Origin of the sequence: Lacisediminihabitans sp. (assembly GCF_036404185.1) — a bacterium.
Taxonomy (GTDB): Bacteria; Actinomycetota; Actinomycetes; order Actinomycetales; family Microbacteriaceae; genus Lacisediminihabitans.
This window is the reverse complement of the sequence record NZ_DASWPB010000112.1, coordinates 1-6,127: the sequence shown is the minus strand read 5'-3', so window position 1 is coordinate 6,127 and position 6,127 is coordinate 1. Positions and strand designations below refer to the sequence as shown.

The 6,127-nt window shown below is 69.4% G+C and carries 7 protein-coding genes and 1 tRNA gene; 2 read left to right on the top strand and 6 right to left on the bottom strand.

What is annotated here, in order from left to right:
* Positions 1-2: 2 nt before the first annotated feature.
* Positions 3-79 (bottom strand) — tRNA-Pro (locus VGC18_RS08505).
* 70 nt (positions 80-149) lie between these two features.
* Positions 150-1,199, bottom strand: coding sequence for an aldo/keto reductase (locus VGC18_RS08500; protein ID WP_331096256.1), 1,050 nt, complete (start codon positions 1,197-1,199; stop codon positions 150-152).
* A 108-nt stretch (positions 1,200-1,307) separates the two neighbouring features.
* Here VGC18_RS08500 and VGC18_RS08495 point away from each other — a divergent pair, with 108 nt between their 5' ends.
* A complete protein-coding gene (locus VGC18_RS08495) occupies positions 1,308-1,871 on the top strand; it encodes a TetR/AcrR family transcriptional regulator (RefSeq protein WP_331096253.1) in 564 nt (187 codons plus the stop codon).
* Between the two features lie 38 nt (positions 1,872-1,909).
* Here VGC18_RS08495 and VGC18_RS08490 read toward each other — a convergent pair whose 3' ends face one another.
* The 3 genes from VGC18_RS08490 to VGC18_RS08480 all read right to left on the bottom strand — a co-directional run bounded on the left by VGC18_RS08490 (position 1,910) and on the right by VGC18_RS08480 (position 4,464).
* A complete protein-coding gene (locus tag VGC18_RS08490) occupies positions 1,910-2,389 on the bottom strand; it encodes a MarR family winged helix-turn-helix transcriptional regulator (protein WP_331096252.1) in 480 nt (159 codons plus the stop codon).
* Entirely contained in the window at positions 2,386-3,255 is an 870-nt protein-coding gene (locus tag VGC18_RS08485; RefSeq protein ID WP_331096250.1) for an N-acyl homoserine lactonase family protein, read from the bottom strand. The genes VGC18_RS08490 and VGC18_RS08485 overlap by 4 nt, the downstream gene beginning before the upstream one ends.
* Positions 3,256-3,432: 177 nt before the next feature.
* Complete coding sequence (locus tag VGC18_RS08480; protein ID WP_331096248.1) at positions 3,433-4,464, bottom strand: NYN domain-containing protein; 1,032 nt, start codon at positions 4,462-4,464, stop codon at positions 3,433-3,435.
* 103 nt (positions 4,465-4,567) lie between these two features.
* Between VGC18_RS08480 and VGC18_RS08475 the strand changes: the two genes are divergently transcribed.
* Positions 4,568-5,188, top strand: a complete 621-nt coding sequence (locus VGC18_RS08475) for a sugar O-acetyltransferase (protein ID WP_331096246.1) — start codon at positions 4,568-4,570, stop codon at positions 5,186-5,188.
* Positions 5,189-5,249: 61 nt separating this feature from the next.
* On the opposite strand, the gene VGC18_RS08470 is transcribed toward VGC18_RS08475, so the two are convergent.
* Positions 5,250-6,127, bottom strand: an 878-nt coding sequence (locus tag VGC18_RS08470; protein ID WP_331096244.1) for a LysR family transcriptional regulator, incomplete at its 5' end; no start/stop codon positions are given.

The following is a 6,127-nucleotide window of genomic DNA, read 5'->3' as shown; positions in this document are numbered from 1 at the left end:
TTTGGTCGGGCTGACAGGATTTGAACCTGCGACCCCGTGACCCCCAGTCACGTGCGCTACCAAGCTGCGCCACAGCCCGTGGCTGGTGCTGGCCGAGGCCGGCACCGAGAGACCAGCTTACCGTTTCTCGGCACCGTCTCCAGCCACTCTCAGCCGGCGGTCGTGAAGCCGGGGATGCGCGCCATGATGGCCTGCAGCTCGGCGTCGTCGGAGACGCCCTGGAAGTCGTAACGCGGGGTGTACGGACCCTCCAGCTGCGCGATCTCCTCCGGGGTCAGCACGATGTCGAGGGAGGCCACGGCGTCGTCGATCTGCCGGATGCTGCTCGCGCCGACGAGCGGCGCGGTGACGACGGGATTGCTCCGCAGCCAGGCCAGCGCGACCTGGGCCTGCTTCACCCCGCGGGCCTCGGCGACGGCGCCGACAGCATCGATGATCGCGCGGTCGGATGCCTCGGTGGCGGGCGTGTAGAGCATGTCGGCGAAGCCGTCGTTGCTGGAGCGGTCGGTGGCCTTGGCGTCGTCCCAGGCGCGGGCGAGGCGGCCGCGGGCGAGCGGGCTCCAGACGATGGTGCCGACACCCTCGTCGAGGGCGAGCGGGATCATCTCGCGCTCCTCCTCGCGGGCGAGCAGGTTGTAGTGGTCCTGCATCGACACGAATCGCGCCCAGCCGTTGGCCTTCTGCAGGTGGAGGGCCTTGGCGAACTCCCAGGCGTGCATGGAGGACGCCCCGAGGTAACGGACCTTGCCGGCCTTGACGAGGTCGTGCAGGGCCTCGAGCGTCTCCTCCAGCGGCGTGGTGTGGTCGTTGCGGTGAATCTGGTAGAGGTCGACGTAGTCGGTGCCGAGGCGGCGCAGGCTGTGATCGATCTCGGTCATGATGGCCTTGCGGGACAGACCCTTGCCGTTCGGCCCCTGGCGCATCGGGTGACGGAGCTTGGTCGCGATCACCACGTCGTCGCGGTCGGCGAAGTCCTTCAGCGCTCGGCCGAGGATCTCCTCGCTCGACCCTCGCGAATACATGTTGGCGGTGTCGAAGAAGTTGATGCCCGCCTCCAGGGCGTGTTTGATGAGCGGACGACTGGCCTCCTCGCCGAGCGACCAGACCGGATGTCCGCGGTCGGGTTCGCCGTAGGTCATGGCGCCGATGGCGATGGGGGAGACGTCGAGGCCGGTCGTGCCGAGCTTGATGTACTGCAAGGGATCTCCTAGAGTGATGGTTTAGCGGAGAGTTGTCCGCATAAGACGACCATATCGGAGAGTTCTCCGTTTATCAAGGGATCGCTCCGTTTTCCGCTGGGAGGCACCGTGGCTGAGAGCCGGCATGAGCCGAGACGCGCCGATGCGCTGAAGAACCGCGAGAACATCCTGCAGATCGCCCACGACGCGTTCGCCGAGGACGGCTCGACCTCGCTCAACGTCATCGCCAAGCGCGCGGGGGTCGGCGCGGGGACCCTGTACCGGCATTTCCCCACGCGGGAGGCGCTGATCCTCGCCGTCTATCAGCACGACGTGCAGAGGCTCGTCGACGCGGTGCCGACCGTGCTCGCCGAGCATCCGCCCCTCGATGCGTTCCGGAGCTGGTTCGAGACGCTCGCCGACTATGTGCGCCTCAAGCACGGGCTGGGGGAGGCGCTGCACACTGCCGCGGTGCAGGACGTCGTCAACGAGACCTATGCGCCCGTGACGGCCGCCGTCGGCCTCCTGTTGCGCGCCTGCGAGGGCGAGGGAAGCATCCGCGCCGGCATCGATCCTGGCGACGTGCTCCTGCTCATGGGCTTCATGTGGCGCGTGGGTCCCGGCGAGGACGGCCGGGAGCAGGCGCGTCGGGTCATGGAGCTCGCGATCGACGGCTTCCGGCCGCGAGGATAGCGGGCGTTCGCGGGGGATACGAGAGCCGTCGTCCTTCCCTAGCCCGGGCTGCCAGCCACGGCATCCTCGCCGAACCGTCGGGCCAGCGCCCGGCCGGCGGGCGAGCCCTCGCTGAGGCGACCGAGCAGCCGGATGATGGGGGCGAGATCGACATCGTGCAGGGCATCGTCGAGTTCGGCGTAGAACGCGCTCTCGATCCGGCGAACGGCGCTTTCCGCCGCATGCCCGGCCGGCGTGAGCGAGAGAGTGACCTGGCGACGATCGTGGGTGCCGGGCTTGCGCTCGACCAGGCCGGCGCTCACGAGTCGATCGACCAGCCGGCTCGGGTTCGAACCGCTGTCACAGACGAGCATCTCCCCGAGGCCGGTGAGCGTCAAGGGCTCGTGGTCGCCCAGGATGCGCAGGGCCTCCGATTGTGCAGGCGTGAGCCGGAGGTCGTGCAGTGCTCGCGTCAGCAGGCGATTGCCCTCCCGCTGGGCGGCGAGAACGGAATATCGGAGCAGCTCCACGTCCCTCATGGCGTGGTGCCGTTCTCGCCGAGGGCCTCTCGCAACAGTCCGCTCGCCGCCGGGTCGTGGGCGGCGAGGATCACCAGCCCCGGATGACGACGTTTCAACTCGTTCACCGCTCGCGTCGACCCGATCAGCCCGGCATGGCGCCCGATCCCCGGAACGCGTTCCTGCTCGAGAAGGTCGACGTCGTAGGTGAGATCGCCGACGAAGAGCAGTGGCGGAAACCCCTGCTGGCGGAGCAGGACGGACATCGAACCCGGTGTGTGACCGGGCGTCGGCAGGAGGAGAAGCGAGCCATCGCCCAGGAGGTCGTGTGCGTGTGTGAACGGGGTGACGGTCGGGTCGTCCAGTGGCTGCGGTGTCACCAGCCGCCAGGTCAGCCCCGGCAGCGCGATGTGCTCCTTCATGATCCCCGCGAAGAGGGCGCCGGGGCTCCGCAACTGCGACCACTCGTCCCGGGCGACGACGATCTCCGCGTTCGCCAGCTCGGGCAGGCCGCCAATGTGGTCCTGATGCAGGTGGGACAGCACGGCGATGCGAACATCGGCGATGTTGTAGCCGAGCGCGGCGAGCCCGGCCGTCAGCGTCGCGTCGTCGGGGATCTCGAAGCGGGCGAGCCGGCGGTAGAGGAGTCCGGCCGCTCCGCCGGGGAAATACCCGCTGGCGGTGACCGAGCGCCGGTCCTGACCGGTGTCGATGAGGACGAGTCCGTCTTCGTGCTCGATGACGTAGACGTTGATGGGTCGCGGAGCAGTCCATGCGCGCGAGGTGGCGATCCACCAGAGCGGCGGGGTGCCGTTCGATTCCACGTGCTGTGGCCGGATCTGCACGCTGCCCGTGCTGAGAACCGCGACCCTGGTGACCCGTCCCACGTCGCCTCCATTTTTATGTGACAAGACATATATGTCGTGTCACATAATTATCATGAAGTGGAGCCTTCTGTCGAATCGAGCTCAGGATGTGGCGGTGCGGGCGTCGAGGATGCCGCCCTCCTGTCCCTCGTCGTCCTGCCACCGCGTCGGTCCGGAGACGCGGAATCGTCCGGGCGCCTATCCCTCCGCGGCGAGTGACGGCGTCAGCCGGACCAACCGTGCTGTGGTGCTCTCGTCGAGCTCCGCGATGTCGTCGCGGGACTTGACGAAGTCGGAGAAGGAGCGGAAGCCGAGCGCCTTCTCGCTGAAGGACGGGTCCATCCTCTTCATCTGGGTCTTGACGTTCGAGCTGTGCAGCCACTCGGCGTCGTCCTTCTCGTGGCCGAGGCGCAGGGCGCGTTCGAGCAGGCCGGTGGCGAGCTTCTGCGGATCCTCGGGTTCCGGCTCGACCTCCTCCTCGACGGGCACGGGCGACTTGGCGCGACGAGGCCCGCGCTTCTTCGGCGGAGCGGTCACGGCATCCTCGACGGGCTCGGCCACGGGCTCGGCGACCGTGTCCTTGCGCGCGGTCCGCGATCTCGCCGGCGGCTCGTCGACCGCGACGGGTGGCGCGACGACGGGAGCGGGCGCGATCGGCTTGACGCCGGGAAGCGCATCGTAGGTGGCGAACTCGTCACACGCCGCCGCGAGCGATCGGCTGGTGGATCCGGCAACGCCGATGCCCACCACGTAGCGCCCGAGTCGCCTTGACCGCTGGGCGAGGGCGATGTAGTCGGAGTCGCCGGCGACGATCACCACATGGGTGAGGTCGGGGAGGCGGAACATGTCCTCGATCGCGTCGACGGCGAGGCGGATGTCCGCGCCGTTCTTCGCGTAGGCGGCGGCCGGGAACAGCTGTACGAGGTCGACGGCCCGGCTGACCAGCTGACCGCGGTAGTCCGCGTTCACCGGTGCCGACCAGTCGGCATAGGCGCGAGTGAGCACGAGGGTGCCGAAGGACGAGGCGAAGTCGATGACGGCACCGATGTCCACCGTCGCCCTGGCGAGCTTCTCGGCGTTCTCCGGATCGGCTCCCTTGGCCGCGGCCACGAGGTTGCGCGACTTGTCGCGCATGAATTGCCCGCGGCCGTGCACCTGGTCGTATCTCGAGATCACGATGTTGTCGAAGTCGAGATAGACCGCAACGCGCGCGTCGATTGGTTCGGTCATCGGATGCTCTTCTCGGTCGAGGTGTGTGTCCAGTCTGTCCGCTTGGCACCCCGGCGGCAAACGCGTCGGGGCAGGGGCGCCCCGAGGTTTAGGATTATTGCTCGTGGCACTGACCCCTCGACCGACACCCGATCCCGACCGCTCAGAGTACGACAAGATGGTTGCGGGGGACTGGTACCGCTACCGGCTCGGTCCGGATCTGGCCGAGATGACCACGAGCACGCAGCGGACCTGTCGCCGGATCACCGCCCTCTACGACGAGGATCGTCCCGCCGCGGAGGCGCTCTTCGCCGACATGCTCGGCACCGCCGAGGGCGTGGACTTCCGGCCGCCGCTGTACCTCGACTACGGCTCCCGGCTCCACGTCGGCGAGGGCACCTTCATCAACGCCGACTTCCTGGCTCTCGGCGGGGGGGAGATCAGGATCGGGCGCAACGTCCTCGTCGGGCCGAGCGCCCGCCTGTACACCCCGATCCACGCGCTCGACGTCGACGACCGGCGTGCCGGATACGAGCGGGTGCTTCCGATCACGATCGGCGACGACGTCTGGCTCGGCGGCAACGTGGTCGTGTGCCCCGGCGTCACGATCGGCGACGGCAGCGTCATCGGCGCGGGAGCCGTCGTGACCCGCGACGTTCCCGCCGGGGTGTTCGCCGCGGGCAACCCCGCTCGTGTCATCCGGGCGCTCGTCGGCGACGAGCGCGGCGAGGCCGTTCAGGCCTGATCCCGCGCGCCTACCAGGCGAGCCGGGTGTCGTCCTCGAAGACGAGGCCGGACGGCGCGCGTCAGGTCGAGGCGAGGACCACCTGCGCGAAGGCCTCCGCCGCGGCGGACGGCTTGCGGTCCGGCGAGCGTGCCAGATAGACGGTGAAGTCGGGCAGCGACTCGCGCAGCGGAAGGGTGCGCACGCCCGCGGCGGAACCGTCGACGACGAACTCGGGCAGGAGCGCGACGCCGAGACCCTGCTGCACGTACTGGGCGACGGTCCCGATGTCCGCGACCTCGATCAGCACCTGGCGGTCGACGCCGGCCGCCGCGAAGCCCTCGTCGACGATGCGCCGCGCGCCGTATCCGTCCGGCACGTCGATGAAGTCGTCGTCCTCGAGGTCGGCGAGGCCGACGGCCGCCCTTCCGCTGAGCCGATGCTGGGGAGGCACCAGCAGCCGGATGGGTGAGGAGGCGAGGGCGGTGGCCCGAAGGCTGCGGGGGATGACCCCGGCGAGGGCAAGGAAGGCGAGATCGATCTCGGCCGTGGCGAGGTCGTCGACGAGTCCGGCCGTGCCGCGCTGAGCGGCGCGCAGCCGCACCCGCACCCCCGGGTGCAGTGCGTGGAAGCGACCGATCAGGGCCGGCACGTCGACGATGGTGACGGAGGTCATCAGGCCGACCGTGACCGAGCCGGTGAGGGCGTCCCGGAGCTCCGCGGCCGAGTCGCGCACCGCCTGGAGCGCATCCATCGTCTCGCGCGCCCGCGGCACGAGGGCGGCGCCGGCGGGGGTGAGCCGGATGCGTCGCCGGCTGCGGTCGAACAGCTCGACCCCGAGCTCGCGCTCCAGCGATCGCACCTGGGCGGAGACGGCCGACTGGGCGGTGAGCAGCCGCTCGGCCGCCCTGGTGAAGCTCAGCTCGCGCGCGACCGTCCAGAACACCTCGAGCTGTCGCA

Coding starts and splice junctions, on each gene's coding strand:
- VGC18_RS08490 (WP_331096252.1), bottom strand. CDS start 2,389: ATGAGGGACGTGGAGCTGCTCCGATATTCCGTTCTCGCCGCCCAGCGG.
- VGC18_RS08480 (WP_331096248.1), bottom strand. CDS start 4,464: ATGACCGAACCAATCGACGCGCGCGTTGCGGTCTATCTCGACTTCGAC.